Source organism: Mesorhizobium sp. (assembly GCF_005063415.1).
GTDB lineage: Bacteria > Pseudomonadota > Alphaproteobacteria > Rhizobiales > Rhizobiaceae > Mesorhizobium.
Genome location: NZ_SUEG01000341.1, coordinates 1 through 1,105, shown reverse-complemented (window position 1 = coordinate 1,105; position 1,105 = coordinate 1). Strand labels below are relative to the sequence as shown.

Annotated in this window: 1 protein-coding gene; it reads right to left on the bottom strand. The window is 60.5% G+C overall.

Translation table 11 applies throughout. The features are described from left to right. Positions 1 to 417 precede the first annotated feature (417 nt). Entirely contained in the window at positions 418 to 795 is a 378-nt protein-coding gene (locus E5W70_RS32485) for a pyridoxamine 5'-phosphate oxidase family protein (RefSeq protein ID WP_292665455.1), read from the bottom strand. Positions 796 to 1,105 lie beyond the last annotated feature (310 nt).

The following is a 1,105-nucleotide window of genomic DNA, read 5'->3' as shown; positions in this document are numbered from 1 at the left end:
TATACGTTCCCTGCGATGAGGATGGGGCGGTTCATGCTGTCTTTGCTGCGCCCTGGCCGCGGTACTCGCAATGACCTGAATCAAACTGCGGCTTCTGTTTGTCAGGCATAAGGAGTCCGTTGAGCCGTCGAACTGCCAGGCCGCGCCCGATAGGCAACGTCCACCTTTTGGGCCTAACCGACCGTTGGATTACAGGGGGCCGACGTCCGGACATGGCGCGACCAAGCCGGTCGGCGCATCTGCTCGATTTGTACAGCCAAGGAGCGTTCTACGTCGCAATCGGGTCGCAGGCGGCGTTTTTTGCTTCTGGAACTTCATGAAATCCCTGTCCGCCTACCGCGCGCAATGGTTCGGCAATGTGCGCCGCGATCTTCTCGCCGGCCTCGTGCCTGCGCGATCATAACTAGACGGGGCCGGTCAGACGAGGGCACGACGGCCAGTGATCTTCTCGATGTTGATACGGAAGAAGAGGTGGGGCGGACTGGCCAACTTGTCCTCGGAGTGAGGCGTCTCGCTGCCAGGTTCCCACCAGTTGGGGCGCGCTTTCTGCAACAGCGACCATGCGTGGTCGCGCTCATTCTGCCGGGGCCCCACTTCGGAGAGTTCTTCGTAACGACCGAAGGCAATGACACTCCACCAGCTACGAGGGCTGCGAATCTCGTCGACTTCGAAGCAAACTTGAGGATGTCGTCGCATCGCCCAGACCTTCTGACCAATCAGGGAGAAGCTGTAGATGTGGCCGTTCTCGTAAACGAAGCTGATGGCACGACGTACGGCATCCCGTCTCTTAGGCAAGCGAGGCGCCCGACCCTGCTCGCGGCCAGGTGCATCCTGCATTCTTGGGCGGTCATCTCACTGATGATCATGGGACTCCCCTGGTGAAAGAGCGAGCTTCGCTCTGTGCATCTCGATGCCGCGGAAGCGGACTTCTTGCTTCCACTGGATTCGCGATCGCTCGCGGGGGCTGCTATACGCGATGTTCCATGCGCCACGCCGGCAAAGACGGCGAAGGGTGCGCCGATGCAAGCTGCGCCGGACTCAGGCACCTCCTTGTTTAGCCGGCCGTCTCAAGAAATCGATCAGCGAAGTCGGCGAGGGCGTTCCA